At 67.6% G+C, this 14,270-nt stretch carries 13 protein-coding genes; 4 read left to right on the plus strand and 9 right to left on the minus strand.

Going from position 1 to position 14,270, the window contains the following annotated elements:
- Nucleotide 1: 1 nt before the first annotated feature.
- On the minus strand, nt 2-952 hold the full coding sequence (locus P6F26_RS09545; protein ID WP_278028456.1) for a zinc-dependent alcohol dehydrogenase: 951 nt from the start codon (nt 950-952) through the stop codon (nt 2-4).
- Nucleotides 949-2,115, minus strand: coding sequence for a GTP cyclohydrolase II (ribA, locus tag P6F26_RS09550; RefSeq protein WP_278028457.1), 1,167 nt, complete (start codon nt 2,113-2,115; stop codon nt 949-951). Before ribA ends, P6F26_RS09545 begins: the two co-directional genes overlap by 4 nt.
- Nucleotides 2,116-2,269: 154 nt before the next feature.
- Between ribA and P6F26_RS09555 the strand changes: the two genes are divergently transcribed.
- Nucleotides 2,270-2,758 carry a hypothetical protein gene (locus P6F26_RS09555; protein WP_278028458.1) on the plus strand — a complete coding sequence of 163 codons (489 nt, stop codon included), beginning with the start codon at nt 2,270-2,272 and terminating at the stop codon, nt 2,756-2,758.
- 101 nt (nt 2,759-2,859) lie between these two features.
- Here P6F26_RS09555 and P6F26_RS09560 read toward each other — a convergent pair whose 3' ends face one another.
- From P6F26_RS09560 to P6F26_RS09570, 3 genes are all read right to left on the minus strand, one after another.
- Nucleotides 2,860-3,636: an inositol monophosphatase family protein gene (locus P6F26_RS09560; RefSeq protein WP_278028459.1), complete on the minus strand. Its 777-nt coding sequence runs from the start codon at nt 3,634-3,636 to the stop codon at nt 2,860-2,862.
- On the minus strand, nt 3,629-4,774 hold the full coding sequence (locus P6F26_RS09565) for a glycosyltransferase family 4 protein (RefSeq protein WP_430736735.1): 1,146 nt from the start codon (nt 4,772-4,774) through the stop codon (nt 3,629-3,631). The genes P6F26_RS09560 and P6F26_RS09565 overlap by 8 nt, the downstream gene beginning before the upstream one ends.
- A 1,283-nt stretch (nt 4,775-6,057) precedes the next feature.
- The gene (locus P6F26_RS09570) at nt 6,058-6,687 is read right to left on the minus strand and encodes a transglutaminase-like cysteine peptidase (RefSeq protein ID WP_278028460.1); all 630 of its coding nucleotides are present in this window, start codon (nt 6,685-6,687) and stop codon (nt 6,058-6,060) included.
- 310 nt (nt 6,688-6,997) lie between these two features.
- On the opposite strand from P6F26_RS09570, the gene P6F26_RS09575 reads away from it, so the two are divergent.
- A complete protein-coding gene (locus P6F26_RS09575; RefSeq protein WP_278028461.1) occupies nt 6,998-7,804 on the plus strand; it encodes a VPLPA-CTERM sorting domain-containing protein in 807 nt (268 codons plus the stop codon).
- Nucleotides 7,805-8,000: 196 nt separating this feature from the next.
- Here P6F26_RS09575 and P6F26_RS09580 read toward each other — a convergent pair whose 3' ends face one another.
- The 4 genes from P6F26_RS09580 to P6F26_RS09595 form a co-directional block, all read right to left on the minus strand.
- Nucleotides 8,001-8,408 carry a GFA family protein gene (locus tag P6F26_RS09580; RefSeq protein WP_278028462.1) on the minus strand — a complete coding sequence of 136 codons (408 nt, stop codon included), beginning with the start codon at nt 8,406-8,408 and terminating at the stop codon, nt 8,001-8,003.
- 424 nt (nt 8,409-8,832) lie between these two features.
- Nucleotides 8,833-10,350: a tripartite tricarboxylate transporter permease gene (locus P6F26_RS09585; RefSeq protein WP_278028463.1), complete on the minus strand. Its 1,518-nt coding sequence runs from the start codon at nt 10,348-10,350 to the stop codon at nt 8,833-8,835.
- Between the two features lie 27 nt (nt 10,351-10,377).
- Nucleotides 10,378-10,815: a tripartite tricarboxylate transporter TctB family protein gene (locus P6F26_RS09590; protein ID WP_278028464.1), complete on the minus strand. Its 438-nt coding sequence runs from the start codon at nt 10,813-10,815 to the stop codon at nt 10,378-10,380.
- Entirely contained in the window at nt 10,812-11,726 is a 915-nt protein-coding gene (locus P6F26_RS09595; protein ID WP_278028465.1) for a Bug family tripartite tricarboxylate transporter substrate binding protein, read from the minus strand. The genes P6F26_RS09590 and P6F26_RS09595 overlap by 4 nt, the downstream gene beginning before the upstream one ends.
- Before the next feature lie 267 nt (nt 11,727-11,993).
- Here P6F26_RS09595 and P6F26_RS09600 point away from each other — a divergent pair, with 267 nt between their 5' ends.
- Nucleotides 11,994-12,962 carry a hydroxymethylglutaryl-CoA lyase gene (locus tag P6F26_RS09600; RefSeq protein ID WP_278028466.1) on the plus strand — a complete coding sequence of 323 codons (969 nt, stop codon included), beginning with the start codon at nt 11,994-11,996 and terminating at the stop codon, nt 12,960-12,962.
- Nucleotides 12,959-14,170: a CaiB/BaiF CoA transferase family protein gene (locus tag P6F26_RS09605; protein ID WP_278028467.1), complete on the plus strand. Its 1,212-nt coding sequence runs from the start codon at nt 12,959-12,961 to the stop codon at nt 14,168-14,170. The genes P6F26_RS09600 and P6F26_RS09605 overlap by 4 nt, the downstream gene beginning before the upstream one ends.
- Nucleotides 14,171-14,270: the final 100 nt, after the last annotated feature.

Raw genomic sequence — 14,270 nt, forward strand, 5'->3', positions numbered from 1 at the left:
ATCAGTCGTAGCGGATGCGGTGGCAGAGCGTGGCGGGGTCCGACAGGATCGCGCCGTAGCGGTCGGGCAGGTCTGAGAATTGCGTCTCGCCCGAGATCAGAGCGTCGAGCGCGGGGGCGGTCAGGAGGTCCAGCGCCTTGGCCATGCGGCGGGCGTAGGTCCAGCGGGGCGCGCGGGCCGGCGGGATCCGGCCCACCTGCGAGCCGACGAGGCGCAGGCGGCGGCTGTGGAACGTGCCGCCGAGGGGGACGGGCGTGGCGCCAGCGCCGTGCCAGCTGCCCTCGACCACCGTGGCGTCCTGACCGGCGCAGGCGATGGCGGTGGCAAGCCCCGGCGCGGAGGCGGAGACGTGCACGACTACGTCGCAGTCCCGCGGCGCCGCGTCCGGGTCGGCAAAGCGGCAGCCGAGGGTTTCGGCCAGCGCGGCGCGGCCGGGGTTGGTGTCGACCAGCGTCACCTCGGCCCCCGGCAGCCGGGCCGCCAGATAGCCCGCCAGCGCACCCACGACGCCCGCGCCGATCACGGCGATGCGGTCACCGGGCCCCGCGCCGCTGTCCCAGAGAAGCGTCAGCGCCGTTTCCATGTTCGCGCCGAGCACCGCGCGCTCCGGCGGCAGGCCGTCGGGCAGCGGCGTCAGCCCCGCTTCAGGCAGGCGGAACCGCGCCTGGTGGGGATGCAGCGCGAACACCGCGCGGCCAGCCAGCGCGCCCTCGGTCACGCGGCCCACGGCGCAATAGCCGTACTTCACCGGGAACGGGAACTCGCCCTCCATCGCCGGCCCGCGCATCCGGTCGTGCTCAGTCGCGGGCACGCGGCCCTCGAAGACCAGCCGCTCGGTGCCTCGGCTGATGCCGGAGAACAGCATGTCCACCGCCACGCCCTCGCCCATCGCGCCGGGGCGCGTCTCGACCCGCCCGGGGCCGACACACCAGAGCGCGGGCGCGGTCGTCACAGAAGGTGCCCCGATTTCGCAGCCTTGGTCGCGAGATAGTGGGCATTCTGCACCGTGCGTCCGACCCGCAGCGGCACGCTCTCCACCACCGCGATCCCTTGCGCGGCAAGGCTTGCCGTCTTGGCGGGGTTGTTGGTCATCAGCCGCACCTGCCCGATGCCCATCCGGCGCAGGATCTGGGCGCCGACGCGGAAATCGCGCTGATCGTCCTCGAAGCCAAGCCAGTGGTTCGCCTCGACCGTGTCCATCCCGGTCTCCTGCAGTGCGTAGGCGCGCATCTTGTTGGCGAGCCCGATCCCCCGACCCTCCTGGTTGAGGTAGAGCAGGACGCCGCCGTCTCCCTCGGCCATCGTCGCCATCGCGGCGCGCAGCTGCGGGCCGCAGTCGCATTTCAGGCTACCCAGAACGTCGCCGGTGAAGCAGGCGGAATGCAGCCGCACCGTCACCGGGCCGGACAGGTCCGGCGTGCCGATCTCGATGGCGTAATGCTCGGCGCCGCCATCGTCCGGGCGGAAGACGTGCACGCGCCCCGCCGACGAGGCGTCCATCGGCAGCCGCGCCGAGCTGACACGGGTCTGGCTGCGGACCTCGGCCATCGCCTCGGCGACGAGGCTCAGCGGAATTGTGCTCAGGCCGAGCCCGGCGGTGCCTCCGTCGTCACGCCCGGCCAGCGGCACGGAAAGGACGGCGGGCACGGCCTGCATCGCCTTGGCGATCTCGATCGCGGCCCGGTGCGGCGCGCCGCCCGCCTGCAGGATGGGCAGGCTGGTGCCGGCGGCGGGGGACCCCCGTCCGGCCTGCCCTGCGACCGCCGTGAGCCAGGCGAGGTCGGCCCCAGGCGGCACCCGAAGCCGCAGCGTGTCGCCCGGGATCGGTGGCAGTGCGCCCAGCGCCTCGGCACGGCGCCGCGTCAGCACCAGCTCGGGCTGGCCAAGTGCCGCCATCGCGGCGTATCGCGCGTCGGTCAGCCGTTCGACAAGGGCCAGAAGGGTCGCCTCGACGCCGTCCTGCAGGATCACGGGCAGGCCGGTGCGCAGGTCGCCGTGGATGCGGTGCAGCCGCTCGATCGCGCGCGGCGCGAGCGCGGGAGTGCCGGTGTCGGCGTCAGGTCGATCCGGCACCGTGTTGGCGGACCCGGGCGAAGCAAGTGGGCTGGGCAGCATGGCGTACCTGTTTCCTGTCGAACCCAGCAATCTAGGGCGGTTGCCGCGCTGGCAAGGGTGTCGGCGCCGTGCCGCCTGGACGCCAATGGCCTAACGGGCTGTCTGGCACTCCAGTTCCATCGGCAAATCTCCAAATGGGTGACGGAACGAGGCGTTGGCTTGGCCTCTCGAGATCCGTGGTCACCCATCGGATCCCCGCGTCTTCGTGTGGGACCGGGCAGGCTCGAACAGCCGATACCGCGCCGCGATGCGGCGGGCCGGCCGGCGGGTCGTCACGCTGGATCCGCCAGCGGTCGTCTCGCGCCGCGTGCGCGCGACCCAGCCCCGCGACGCGGCGCCGGTCGAGGCCGCCGCGGACAGCGAAAAACCGGCGGCCCGAACGGCGGCAGTCTCGCTCCACCCCACGATTTCCATGTTTCGGGTCTTCTCCGGCAGGGCCGGGCTTGGCGCCCGGAACTCTGACCATGTGGGTTTGAGCCCCGAGACGGCGCGCAATGCCACCCTCAACGGGCCGGTCCCGTGTGACGGGCGGCTCGCCCTCATCAGGATCTTCGTCGCGGGCTTCTATCGCGGGGTCCTGCCGCGCCTGTCGCAACCGGCGCCGACGTATCCGTGGATGACCCACCGTATTTCGCATCGCTGAAGGGCCTCGCGATCGGGCAACCTCAGGAGCGCGGCGGCTATCGCGTCGGCAGAGCGGTCGGGCATCCTTTGGCCCGACTGGCGCGTTACAGCGTGGCCGGCTCAGGCCCGCAGGATCGCGGCGAAGGCCGGGAACAGGGCGGGGGTCGCCGTGATCACGTTTCCGCGAGCTTCCGCGGGCTCGCCCGTCGCCCACCCCTCCACTACCGCGCCCGCCTCGCGCAGGAGCACGAGGCCCGCCGCGATGTCCCAGGGTTGCAGCCGCCGTTCCCAGAACCCGTCGAGCCGTCCGGTCGCCACATAGGCGAGGTCCAGCGCCGCCGCCCCCATCCGCCTGACCCCGGCGCAGGCCGGCATCAGCCGCGCGAGATCGTCGGCATGGTCGTCGATATGGGCCATCCCGCCGAACGGGATGCCGGTGCCGAACAGAGCTGCCGACATGTCCTTGGTGTCGGCGACCGCGACCTGCCGCCCGTTGAGCGTCGCGCCCTGCCCGCGGCGGGCTGCGAAGGTCTCGCCCCGCACCGGGTCATGCACCACGCCAAGGGTGAGCGCGCCGCCCTCCTCGAGCGCGACCGACACCGCCCAGTGGCCGATCCCGCGCAGGAAGTTCGTCGTGCCGTCGAGCGGATCGACGATCCAGCGGCGGCCGTTGCCGTCGGCGGCCCCGGTTTCCTCGCCCAGCCAGCCGTCGCCGGGCCGGGCCTCCGCGATGCCCGCGCGCAACAGGTCTTCGGCGGCGCGGTCGGCCTCCGACACGAAGTCGCCCGCGCGCTTCGTCGTCACCGCAAGACGCCCGCGAGCCTGCCAGCGGTCGAGAAGGAGGGCCCCCGCCTCCGCCGCCAATCGCTCGGCCAGCGCAAGATCGTCCTCACCCATCGGCCAGCGCCCGGTCGAACACCGCGCCCACGAGGCGCGCCGTCGCGTCCCAGCCCGGCAGCGCCGCGCCCGCCAGCGCCGAGGCCGCCGCCATCGTCTCGCGCAGCGCGGCGTCGTCGAGCACGCGCGCCAACGCGGCGGCGAAGGCCGGCGCGTCGTCGGGCGGCACGAGGAGGCCCGCGCCGGGCGCGACCGTGTCGGGCACGGCCCCCGTGGCGCAGGTGACGATGGGCAGGCCATGCGCCATCGCCTCGTCGAAGACGATGCCGTAGCCCTCGAAGCGGGTGGCGAGCGCGAAGATGCCCGACTGGCCGTAGAGCCGCGCCAGCTCCCCGCCCGGCACGCGGCCGGCCAGCCGCACTCGCCCTCCGAGGCCGAGGTCCGCCACGAGGCGCGCCAGGAGCGCCGCGTGGTCGGCGTCGAAAGCCGAGCCCGCGATGACCGCCTGCCAAGGCCGGTCCGCCACCTCCGCCAGCGCGCGGATCAGCACGTCATGCCCCTTGCGCGGGATCTGGATGCCGACCGACAGGATCAGGGGCGGATCGAACTTGGCGACCTGCCCGAGCGGCCGGTCGGTGCCGGGACGGGCAATTGTGATGCGATCAGCGGTGACGCCGTAATCCGAGACCAGCAGCGCGGCGGTGTGGGGGCTCGGGACCACGACATGGGCGGCGCATGTCAGGTTTTCCGTCTCGGTGCGGTGCAGATGGTCGCGCCGGGCGGGGGGCAGGCTGCCCTCATGCGCCAGAGGATGGTGGACCATCGCGACGATGGGCGCACGCATTCCCGACAGGACGGCCCGGTCCATCGCGCCCATGGCGAGACCGTCGATCATCACGGGGCAATCCGCCGGGACCGCGGCCAACTGGCGGGCGGCGTCCTCCATGTCGGCGGCGCTGGGGTCGGGGAAACTCGACCCGAGCGCGATATGCGCCACATCCCGCCCCTGCGCGCGCAGTTCGGACAGCAGGCGGCGGTCGTAGATGTAGCCCCCGGTCAGGGTGGCGAGATCGCCGGGAACGGCAAGGGCGGCGCGGGCGGGCATCGAAACCTCGGGGCTTGCAGCGGATGCGACGTTGAAGGTGGTCCGCGGGACAGGCAGGGCAAGCGCCGCGGGGTCGCAGGCCCAGGACGTCACGGTGCCCGGACCCTGCGGCGGCCCCCGGGGCCGGCCACGAGACCGTCGGATCCGTCCCCCCACGTGACCTGATCGCCCGAGAACCAGCGCGATCCCGGTGTCGGTCGAGGTCAACGAGCTTCCGCACGCGATGCGCTTCTTCAGCCGCGAGGTCTCATCGTCGATTTGCGTCGCGGCGCGGACCGGCGCCCGACGGTAGAACGTTGCGTCCGCCACGCCCGTCGCGGCTGCCGTCGACGAACCGGCGCCGACCGCTTCGCTTAGATGAAGCCCTTGAAGGTCCCATGAGAGCACCGAGCCGAAAGCGGTCCCTAAAACACTTGATTTTTGCCGCAAAATTGCCCCAATATCTGAAGCAGAGGGCCTCCCGGGCTCTAAAGCACGCAGCATTTTTATATTTTTGATATTTAATTCAATAGGTTAATCCATGTACGCCAAGACAAAATTGCCCGTTCGGGCTCTCCTTACGTCTGCCACAATCGTCCTCTCGGTCTCTGCCGGGTTCGCACAGTCCACGACCACTCGGTTCGAATGCGACCTTCGCGTCATACGCGAGATGGACCGGACGGACGACTTGTGCGGGTGCTCCCAGATCACGCGGAGCGCACTCAACGCACTTCAGCGGCAGGACGATTTCCTTCGACTTCTCGACTACACGGAAGCCCAATGTCCGGCCTTTGCCGCCGTACTTTCGGACGTTGCGACCGCGGCCATCCCGTCCGCCCCTTTCTCTGGCGACAACCGGGGCGACGGGCAGCCGCCGACCGTTCGTAGCAGCGGCGAAGACGACAACAGAAATGATGAGCAGCGTCCCGGCACTGAGGGAAACAGCGGTGGCGAGACGCCCTCCGGCGGTGGCGGTACGCCCTCCGGCGGTGACAATACGCCTCCCGGCGGTGACAATACGCCTCCCGGCGGCGACACTACGCCTCCCGGCGGCGACACTACGCCTCCCGGGGACAGTGGTCCCGGCGACGGCGGCATCGGCGGTGGCCCTGGCGGCGGTGGAACCGGCGGCGGAAACATCGGCTGAACAGGCATTGATTTCCCCGCCGCCCGATGCTCGTCGGGCGGCGGGCCGGGTTCCGGCAGCATCAATGAAACCGCCGCTCTTCGCGAAAGGGTGGACCGCCTGCCCTCTGCCGAGCAGGCCGCGCCCTCGGCGTAGGCGCAATGGTAGCTCCCGCACCGACGCGCCGATCGCTTGTCCACATCGTCAGACGCGGGGCATACCGCCCGAAGGCGCGATCACCGGCGCTGCACGGCGGATACGGGAACTTCCATCACGAGCGATTTGGACGACCGCTGTGCCAGACGCGTGGCGATGTCGGGCTTTGAATTCTCAGGAAGGAATAGCCGGACGCCCGCCAGGGCACGATCTCGTCGTTCAGGTTGTCAAGGACGTAGTCGCCCTGTTCGGTTCGCAGGACCAGAACGGCGTGCGGGCCCGTTCGCGTGCTGTGCACGGTTGCCAGCATGAGAAGCGCAGACGGGTATCCAGCCGCCACGAGCTCCCGCTTCTTCGCGAGGGCGTAATCCTCGCAATCGCCTGCCCCGCTCGCCGGGTAGGACCAAAGATCCGACACGCCATACTGGCGCCGGTCCGATACCGCACGAACAGCTCGATTGACCCGCCGGTTGATGCGCGAGATCTCGGACACCATCGAAGCGCTGAATTGGATACGGCCCTGGGCGTCGGCGCAGGCCCATCCGTAGCGATCGCAAAGACCGGTCGCCCCGCTTGGCTCAGGGGCCCGCGCGCCCAGCGCGAGAAATGAACCGCTCGCGTTTGCGCCATGCGTGCCAAGCACCGCACCGACGCTTGCCACGGCCAGCACCACCATCATCGATCGGACGCGATCGACGCCGACAAAGCCTCGCAAGGCCCGCTTCAGAACGCCGAGTTTGAACATGTCGAATACCCCGTTCCCAAGTTTCCGGGGGGCAACCTGCCGGGTCAAATTGGCATTTGTGGGCTGAAACTGTGGCGCATGGTTGAGGCGTCGTCGCCGAGGCGGCCGCGGGATGATTTGACGTCATGCTCCGGCGGATGGACCGTGACGGACGAGCCCGGACGCGCGCGCATGGCGCAAGGCGACATGGGGATTGTGCACCGTCGCGAAACAAGCTCGACATGAGGCAAAAACATGGCGACAAGGTGGCCCCGGCATGGTAGCGGTTCCTTGCGGGGGCACGTATTTTAACCCTTGTAGGGATTGGAACATGAACAGATTTTTCAAATTCATTTCGCTTGCCGTTTGTGCTGCCGGCGTCTCGGCGGGCGCTTCGCACGCCACTACGTTCAATTTTTCCGGTGACACGAGCGGTTTCTTCTACTCGAATGGTGGTGTGGGCGGTTTCGACCCATCGTCGGGCTCCATCTATTTCGTCGGCGACCGAGACGCGGTTGGCGGATCGACGGTAGGATGGGGCGGCGCGGGGGATGACCCGAGCACCCTCGGTATCCTCGATACCTCCTTCAACCGGACCCTCGTGACCGGACGAAATGAGATCGAAGTCGCTCGCATGGAATGGTTCAATGCGACGTGGACGGGTTTCGACGATATCTTCACCCTTTACGGCAAGCTGGAATTCGGCGCCTTGCTGAGCTCCGACGCAGGTGATCAGACCTTCCAAGGCGAGCAGCGCTTCGGCCTGGAGATCATCACCACCGACAACAACGTCGGCGCCTCGGGCGCGAGCGAGGCGGACGAAGCACGCCTGAGCCTCTGCACGTCGGGATGGGTTTGCACGCCGGCGGGCGGTGCCTTCACGGACATTCTGTTGGCGGACGGCCTCACACTGACCGATATCATCGTGTCGGTCAGGACAGTCACCGAGCCCGGCGGTTTCCTTGCCGAAAACGGCAACTGGGTCACGACAGAACTGGGTAGAAGCCAGCTGGTGTTTTCGGCGGTGATCGAGAACGAACACCTCGCGCCTGTTCCTTTGCCGGCTGCGGGCTGGTTGCTTCTCGCAGGTATCGGTGGGCTCGTCGCGATCAAGCGCCGGTCGCAGGCGCGCACCTGAGGCTCTCCGCCGCGCTGATCGCGGGCCGGATGGCCCGCGACCTGCCCGACAAGGCAGTGCCAGCAGGTTGTGCCAGGCCAATTCACATTGGTCTCGGCAAGGGAAGTGACGCTGTCCTTCACCCGGCGCAGTGATCGCGTCACTCGACGGGACGGATGACATCGGGACCGGTGTTGACGCGCACCAGCTCAGCCCTTCAACCGGGACGTCCCTCAATGATGTCCAGAGAGCCGAGATCGTTGTCCCAGGCCGCGCGACTGGCGTAGTAGATATGCGCGTTCGGCAGGAGGGCGATCGGGGTGTCCAGTGACCCTGCCGGCACGACCAACGCAGCGTCATCCGCCAGATTGAATGGTAGCCCTGAACCACAGTTCGTGCAGAAACACTTCACATGCTGCGACCCGGCGAGCCTGAATTCTCGGATATTTTCAACACCTGACAACCAGACGATCTTCGCCGTGGAGGAAAAGAGGTTTGCCGCATGGGCCGAGCCGCTGTCCTTGCGGCATCGCATACAGTGACAAAGGAAGAAGCTTTCGAACTCTCCGGAAATCTGGAATGTCACGACGCCGCACAGGCACTGTCCACTCGCCAGTTCGTCCATGTTCAGCTTCCCTTGATGTCCATCCGGCAACCCGCCACTCATGCGCAACGCCAAGCGCCAGCGGTATCTGGACGCGAAACCGAGGTCAAACCGGGCTAAGAGCGGTTCTCGGTGGCATGATCACCATCGGGGGCCTCGGTTCCTGCCTGATTACACGTTGCAGCTCGTTGGCCGCACATCGATGGCGCGGCAGGGCGAAGACGGCTGACCCGCTTCCCGAAATCCGAGGCGTTTCGAGGTGTACGATCGGCGCTTTCAGGCCAATTCGGGGTAGTCTTATCCAGGCAGTGCCGCTGCCTCTTGGGCTGGGTCATTCACCGACGATAGCCGGCGTCCAGCCCCGCCTCGAGGCAAGTCTGCTTGACACCGCCGGTGCTTTCAAGCGGGTCGCTCTGCACGTTCAAGGCGGGACTCCGCACACGCCTTACCCCTCCGTAAGCCGCTCGGACTTTGTCTGGCGATGATCGCGGACCGCGAGCCAAACTGACAGCGCGAGAAAGAAAGCCGTCAGGATATAGAGCACTATGGAAATCGGGCTGGCGATGAGGATCGACCAATCGCCATCGGAGATGGACATCGCACGGCGCAGGTTTCGTTCCATGTCTCCGCCCAGCAGGAGTCCAAGCACCAGTGGCACCAGGCTGACATCGAACTTGCGCAGGAGGTAGCCGACGACACCGAAGAAGACCATCATCTCAAGATCGAAGACCGAGTTGGAGATGGAATAGACACCGACGAACGTGATTGCGGCAACGATGGGCATCAGCGCCCAGGTCGGCGTCATCATCAACCGCGTGAAGATGCCGATCATCGGCAGGTTGAGGATCAGGAGCGCGATGTTGGCCATGTATAGCGACGCCACAAGGCCCCAGACCAGATCGGGCTGACGCTCGAACAGGAGTGGGCCGGGCTGAACGTTGAGCGAAATGAGCATCGCAAGAAGAACGGCGGTTGTGCCGGAGCCGGGCACCCCCAGGCTCAGCATCGGGATGAGCGCGCCGCCCGACGCCGCATTGTTACCGCTTTCCGGCGCCGCCACGCCACGCGGATCGCCCTTGCCGAAAGTGCCCCTCTTGTTCGACGTCTGCTTCTCCGCGACATAGGCCATGAAGGAGCCGAGCGAGGCGCCGGCGCCGGGCAGGACGCCCGCCACGAAGCCGACGGCCGAACCGCGCAGCATCGCCCAACGGGTCGGCCAGATCGCGCTCCATTGCGGTATCCAGCTGCCTACGGGGATCGCCTTCGGCCGGTCCTTCACGTGCTTCTCCAGCAGCATCAGGATTTCCGAGATCGCGAACAGGCCGACCAGCGCGACGATGGGCTCGATCCCGTCATAGAGGTGGAAACTGTCGAAGGTGTAGCGCGGCACGCCCGAGATCGGATCGAGCCCCACGGTGGCCAGCATCAGGCCGATCAGCGCAGACAGAAGCGTCTTGCGCGGATCGACGCCCGCAATGCCGCCGATCGTGGCGAAGGCGAGGACGTAGAGCGCGAAGTAGTCCGCCGGGCCAAAATGGATCGCCGCCCGAGCCAGGACAGGCGCGAAGAGCGACAGGCCGATCACGGCGATGGTGGCGCCTACGAAGGACGCGACGCCCGAGATGGCCAGCGCGTTCGCCGCCTGGCCCTGCACCGCCATCGGGTAGCCATCGAGCGTGGTCATGATCGCCGGCTCGTCGCCGGGAATGTTCAGCAGGATCGAACTGATCCGCCCGCCATACATGCAGCCGAAATAGACCGCGCAGAGCAGGATCATCGACGAGGTCGGATCGAAGCCGAAGGCGAAGGTCAGCGGGATCAGCACCGCGACGCCGTTGACCGGCCCCAGCCCCGGCAGCGCTCCTAGAAGCGTCCCGATGAAGCAGCCCATCAGCAGGAGGCCAATGTTCAGCGGCGTCAGCGCGACCGTGAAGCCTTGGCCAAGGAGCGACAGGATTTCCATGCTTGCGTCCCCTACCCTTCGTGCCAGTCAGTCGGCGACGAAGAGCTCCCCCAGAAAATCGAGCGGCAGTCCCAGAACCTGGTCGAACAATGCCCAAAGCGCGGGCGCCATGACCGCACCCAGCAGGATCGCACGCCAGGGAGCACCGCCAAGGATGATCCCGATCAGCGCCACCAGCGCAAAGGTCGCCAGCGGAAATCCCAGAGGCTCCAGCGTCATGGTGTAGGCGACCAGCACGGCCAGCGCCGCCAGCTGGCGCCACATGCGCTGCGGGGCGGGCCAATCGACCTGCCCCGCGGGAAACACCACGAGCGAGGCGGAGAGGATCATCATGGGGATGCCCACGATGACCGGGAACACCGTCGGGCCGAGCACGTCGCCGAAGGTGATCGCGTAGCTCCCCGCCTGCCACGTGTAGAGCGCCGCGATCACGAAGATCGCGACACCCATGATCCTTATGCTCATTCGATAACGCCGATATCGCGCGAGATCTGCTCCATCACGTCCGCCTGTTCGCGGACGAAGGCCTCGAACTCCTCGCCGCCGCGCCAGATCGGGACGAGGCCCGAAGCGGTCGCGGCCTCCTGCCATTCGTCGGAGTTGTAGAGCGTCTCGAGCTTCTCGACCCACGCGGCGTATTCCTCGTCGGTGACATCACCGCCGGTATAGAGGCCGCGCCAGTTGTAGCCGGTCACATCGATGCCCTGCGAGATCGCGGTGGGGATGTCGGGGAAGGCCGGGATCGGATCGTCGCTCAGCGCCGCGAGGATGCGGATGTCGCCCGATTCCACGAAACCCGCGATCTCGCCGAGGTCGGTGGAGACGACGTCGATCTGGCCGCCCATCATCTGCGTCACCGCGTCCGTGCCGCCGTCGAACTGCACCCAGCGGATCGCCGAAAGGTCGTCCACCCCGGCCGCGTCCGCGACCATCAGAAGGCGAATGTGGTCCCAGCCGCCCGCGCCGGAGGATCCGGCGGTGACCAGCGAAGTGGGATCCTCAACCAGTGCCGCGTTGAGGTCCGCGAGAGTCTCGATTTCGCTTTCGTCGTCAACGGCGATGACGCCCACATCGGCGCCCAGCATGGCGAGGTAGCGCATCGTGTCGAGCGGCGCGGGATAGCGGCCTTGCGCAATCTGGGTGATGCCCACGGTCGAGGTGGCCACGATCAGATCGGCATCGTCCGATCTTTCCGAAGCGACCATCGCGAAGGTCACCGCGCCAACTCCGCCTGGCATATTGGTGATCTGCACGTTGCCGTCCACGAGGTCGAGCTCGGTCAGGATGCGGCCAATCGTGCGGCAGGTGAAGTCCCAGCCGCCGCCGGGGTTCGAGGGCGCGATGCACTCGTTCGCCGTCGCCGGAACCGCGGTCATGGTGACCGCCGCGGCAGTCAGCGCCGCCAGCTTTGCAGTCGTCAATGTACGAAAGATCATAGGTTCGTCCTCCCAGTTAAACCCGGACGCAGGGTGATGCGATCCTCAAACTATTTGCAAGAGAGGATCCGCGCTGCGGCGACCTGAATTTTCGCCGTGGCGGCCGACCGCCGTCGTCGGGAATGCCCGCCACGCCCCCTTGCCCCCAAGAATTGCCGCGGGGCATGATGTGCGCCGGGACATCCAAGTCCGAGGGAGGAAATCGCAATGTCGAGGCTGTCATCGCCGACCGCTGCGGTGCCGGAAGGGGCGCATGTCACCGTCTGCGAAGTCGGGCCGCGGGACGGATTCCAGAACGAGAAGACCTTCATCCCCACGGATCGCAAGGTCGAGATCGTGAACGCGCTCTTCGCTTCAGGCCTGCGGCACATGCAGGTGACGTCCTTCGTGAGCCCCCGCGCCGTGCCGCAGCTCGCCGACGCCGAGGAGGTCCTGGCTCGGATCGACCGGCCGGAAGGCGCGTATGTGTCGGCGCTTGTCCCCAACCTGCGCGGCGCGGAGCGCGCGGTCGCTTGCGCACTCGACGCGGTGCACACGGTGGTCTCGGCATCCGAGACGCACAACCGCAAGAACGTGAACCGGCCCATCGCGCAGTCACTGTCGGAATTCGAGGCGGTGACCGACATGCTGAAATCCGCCGGCATTACCGTGGAGGGCGGCATCGCGACGGCGTTCGGCTGCCCGTTCGAAGGTGTCGTGCCGCCCGAGCAGGTCGCCTGGATAGCCCGCCGCTATCAGGAGCTTGGGGCCGACAGCGTCTCGCTCGGGGACACCACCGGCATGGCCACCCCACTGACCGTGAGGGCCGCGATCCGCGCGATCCGCGAGGCGGCGCCGGGGCTCGACATCCACCTGCATTTCCACAACACGCGCGGCGTGGGGCTCGCGTGCGTGATGACCGGGCTGGCCGAGGGGGTGACCCACTATGACGCCGCCGTGGGCGGCCTTGGCGGCTGCCCCTTCGCGGCGGGGGCCACCGGCAACATCTGCACCGAGGATCTGGTCTACCTGTTGCAGGAAAGCGGATATGCCACCGGCATCGACCTCGACGCGCTCATCTCCGCGGCGCAACTGACGCAAGAGGTGATCGGCCGCAGCCTGCCCGGTCAGGTCATCAAGGCGGGGCCGCGGCTGAAGCGTCACGATCCCGAACTGACCGTCACGGCCGCCGGATGAGCGAACTTCCCCTTGCGGGCGTCCGCGTCATCGACCTGACGCGGATCCTGTCCGGTCCGTTCTGTTCGATGCTGCTGGCCGATCTGGGCGCGGATGTCCTCAAGATCGAAGCGCCGGGCGGCGACCCCGTTCGCGGACAGGGACACATGGTGGCGGGCCTGTCTTGGTATTTCGCGGGCTTCAACCGCAACAAGAAGTCGATCGAACTCGACCTGCGCGCGCCCGACGGCATGGCGGTGCTGGAACGCCTGCTGACGGATGCCGACATCCTGACCGAAAACTTTCGCCCCGGCATACTTGACAAGATGGGCCTGACAGAGACCCGCCTGCGCGAAATCAATCCCGGTCTGATCGTCGTCAGCGTGAACGGCTACGGCAGCACCGGCCCCTACGCAGATCGCCCGGCCTTCGACTTCATCGCGCAGGCCATGTCGGGCTACATGGCGACGAACGGAACGCCGCAGTCCGGCCCCCTGCGCACCGCGCCGCCGATCACGGATCTGGTCGCTGGCCTCTACGCTGCGCTCGGCGCCGTGGCCGCGCTCCGCGGGCGCGAGAACGGCGGCCCGGGACAGCGGGTCGAAGCTTCGATGATGATGTCCATGATGTCGATGATGGCCTATCTCACGTCGAACTCGCTGGCCACCGGACGTGATCCGGTTCCGACCGGAAATGACCATCCGATCGCGTCCCCCTACGGCCTGTTCCGGACGGCAGACGGCGACATCGCCGTGGCGCCATCGACGGAGGCCATCGTTCGCCGATTTCTGCGCGAGCTGGGCCTCGAGGATCTGTTGGCCGAGCCGCGCTTCGAAAACAACGAAATGCGGCTTCGCAATCGCGCGGAACTCAATGCGCTGATAAACGAGGCGCTGTCGAAAAGGACACAGGATGAATGGATCGAGCGCCTGAACGGCGCCGGGGTGCCTTCCGGCCGGGTCCAGACCCTGACCGAGGCGCTCGGGGACCCTCAGGTCGCGGCGCAGGACATGGTGATGCGCGTACCGCACGCAGGACATGGCGAGGTGGCCATGACTGGATTTCCCGTCAAGTTCTCCAAGACGCCGCTATCCGTTCGCCATGCTGCGCCCGATCTTGGCGCCGACAGCAGGACAGCGCTCCTTGACGCTGGACTGGATGATGCGGAAATCGACCGGCTCATCGAGAAAGGCATCCTGGGAGCCGGCAGATCCGGCGGTGATGAGTAAAGGATGCGGTTCTTGCCGCCTCCGGCCGCGTTCACGAACCGGACCCGTCGTCGGCTGGGCCCCGACGCCTCAGGCGCCAAGGGCGCTCGCGTCTTGTCCT

This window comes from Roseicyclus salinarum, from assembly GCF_029624655.1.
Lineage (GTDB): Bacteria > Pseudomonadota > Alphaproteobacteria > Rhodobacterales > Rhodobacteraceae > Roseibacterium > Roseibacterium salinarum.

Coding starts and splice junctions, on each gene's coding strand:
- ribA (WP_278028457.1), bottom strand. CDS start 2,115: ATGCTGCCCAGCCCACTTGCTTCGCCCGGGTCCGCCAACACGGTGCCG.
- P6F26_RS09560 (WP_278028459.1), bottom strand. CDS start 3,636: ATGGGTGAGGACGATCTTGCGCTGGCCGAGCGATTGGCGGCGGAGGCG.
- P6F26_RS09570 (WP_278028460.1), bottom strand. CDS start 6,687: ATGTTCAAACTCGGCGTTCTGAAGCGGGCCTTGCGAGGCTTTGTCGGC.
- P6F26_RS09575 (WP_278028461.1), top strand. CDS start 6,998: ATGAACAGATTTTTCAAATTCATTTCGCTTGCCGTTTGTGCTGCCGGC.
- P6F26_RS09580 (WP_278028462.1), bottom strand. CDS start 8,408: ATGGACGAACTGGCGAGTGGACAGTGCCTGTGCGGCGTCGTGACATTC.
- P6F26_RS09585 (WP_278028463.1), bottom strand. CDS start 10,350: ATGGAAATCCTGTCGCTCCTTGGCCAAGGCTTCACGGTCGCGCTGACG.
- P6F26_RS09590 (WP_278028464.1), bottom strand. CDS start 10,815: ATGAGCATAAGGATCATGGGTGTCGCGATCTTCGTGATCGCGGCGCTC.
- P6F26_RS09595 (WP_278028465.1), bottom strand. CDS start 11,726: ATGACCGCGGTTCCGGCGACGGCGAACGAGTGCATCGCGCCCTCGAAC.
- P6F26_RS09600 (WP_278028466.1), top strand. CDS start 11,994: ATGTCGAGGCTGTCATCGCCGACCGCTGCGGTGCCGGAAGGGGCGCAT.
- P6F26_RS09605 (WP_278028467.1), top strand. CDS start 12,959: ATGAGCGAACTTCCCCTTGCGGGCGTCCGCGTCATCGACCTGACGCGG.